This is a genomic window from Frisingicoccus sp. (genome assembly GCA_016298055.1).
In the GTDB taxonomy this organism is placed as follows: domain Bacteria; phylum Bacillota; class Clostridia; order Lachnospirales; family Lachnospiraceae; genus Frisingicoccus.
Genome location: JAEDDO010000277.1, coordinates 1 through 2,045, shown reverse-complemented (window position 1 = coordinate 2,045; position 2,045 = coordinate 1). Strand labels below are relative to the sequence as shown.

The 2,045-nt window shown below is 40.7% G+C and carries 2 protein-coding genes; both read left to right on the top strand.

All coding sequences use genetic code 11. The annotated features are described in order from the left end of the window. On the top strand, window positions 1–495 hold a 495-nt coding region (locus QZZ35_RS11550), incomplete at its 5' end, for an ATP-binding cassette domain-containing protein (RefSeq protein ID WP_291237537.1). Between the two features lie 81 nt (window positions 496–576). Beyond that, on the top strand, window positions 577–2,045 hold a 1,469-nt coding region (gene guaA / locus QZZ35_RS11545), incomplete at its 3' end, for a glutamine-hydrolyzing GMP synthase (protein WP_291237536.1).

The window sequence follows — 2,045 nt, the reverse complement described above, 5'->3', positions numbered from 1 at the left end:
AAAAATATTTATGACGTTTTAAATATGACAGTGGAAGAGGCGTTGACATTTTTTGAAAATGTACCGTCCATTCGAAGGAAAATGGAAACATTGAATGATGTGGGGCTCTCCTATGTAAGACTTGGACAGCCGTCAACAACACTTTCCGGAGGTGAAGCTCAGAGAGTGAAACTTGCGACAGAGCTTAGCCGAAGAAGTACAGGAAAAACCATTTATATTCTTGATGAACCGACAACCGGACTCCATTTTGCGGATGTGCATAAATTAATTGAAATTCTGCATCGTCTGACAGATGGAGGTAATACAGTCGTTGTTATTGAGCATAATCTTGATGTAATAAAGACAGCAGACTATATTATTGATATCGGTCCGGACGGCGGAGCACGAGGCGGAACTGTCATTGCCCAGGGAACACCGGAGGAAATTGCCGAATCACCAATCTCTTATACCGGAAAATATGTAAAAAAATATTTAGAGCGGGATAAAAAAATCTAGTATTCAGAAAAAAAATGGTGTAAGATAGAGGAGCATTATTTTTAAAATTTGACGAGTAAAGATAGTACAGGAGGAAAAATCATGAGTCGAGAAATGATTATTGTACTTGACTTCGGAGGACAGTACAACCAGTTAATTGCAAGACGTGTCAGAGAATGTCATGTGTATTGTGAAGTTCATCCACATACAATGTCTCTTGAAGAGATTAAAGCATTAAATCCAAAGGGAATTATTTTCACTGGCGGACCAAACAGTGTTTACGGTGAGGATTCACCAAGATATCAGAAGGAAATCTTTGAACTTGGAGTGCCGATCCTTGGTATATGCTATGGTTCTCAGTTAATGGCATATACTTTAGGAGGAAATGTTGAAACAGCACCTGTCAGTGAATATGGAAAAACAGAAGTCGACGTTGATACATCATCTGTACTTTTTGAAGGAGTATCTCCAAAAACTATTTGCTGGATGAGCCATACAGATTATATTTCAGCAGCTCCATCTGATTTTAAAGTTGTTGCGCATACACCAGTATGTCCGGTAGCTGCGATGGAATGTCCAGAGAAAAAACTTTACGCAACTCAGTTCCATCCAGAAGTTATGCATACTCAGGAAGGTATGACGATGCTTTCAAACTTTGTATACAAAGTTTGTGAATGTACAGGTGACTGGAAGATGGATTCCTTTGTTGAAACAAGTATCCTGCAGCTTCGTGAAAAAATCGGCAGCGGTAAAGTACTTTGCGCTTTATCCGGCGGTGTGGATTCTTCTGTTGCGGCTGTTATGCTTGCAAAGGCTGTCGGAAAACAGCTTACATGCGTATTTGTCGATCACGGTTTACTTCGTAAAAATGAAGGTGACGAAGTTGAAGCTGTATTCGGACCGGAAGGCCCATATGACCTTAACTTTATCCGTGTCAACGCACAGGAACGTTTTTACAGTAAATTAGCAGGTGTCGTTGAACCGGAACAGAAACGTAAGATTATCGGTGAAGAATTTATCCGTGTATTTGAAGAAGAAGCTAAGAAGATCGGAGCTGTTGATTTCCTTGTTCAGGGAACAATTTATCCGGACGTTATCGAATCCGGTCTCGGAAAATCTGCGGTTATCAAATCTCATCACAATGTTGGAGGACTTCCGGATTATGTAGATTTTAAAGAGATCGTAGAGCCGCTTCGCCTTCTCTTTAAGGATGAAGTTCGTAATGCCGGACGTGAACTTGGTATTCCGGAATACCTTGTAAGTCGTCAGCCATTCCCGGGCCCGGGTCTTGGTATCCGCATTATCGGTGAAGTTACAGCAGAAAAAGTTCGCATCGTACAGGAAGCAGATTATATTTACCGTGAAGAAATCGCAAAAGCTGGTGTTGACAAAAATCTCGGTCAGTATTTCGCAGGTCTTACCAATATGCGTTCTGTAGGTGTTATGGGTGATGAGAGAACTTATGACTATGCAGTTGCTCTTAGAGCGGTTACAACAAGCGATTTCATGACAGCAGAATCTGCAAAAATTCCATGGGAAGTACTTGAAAAAGTAACAAATAGAATTGTAAA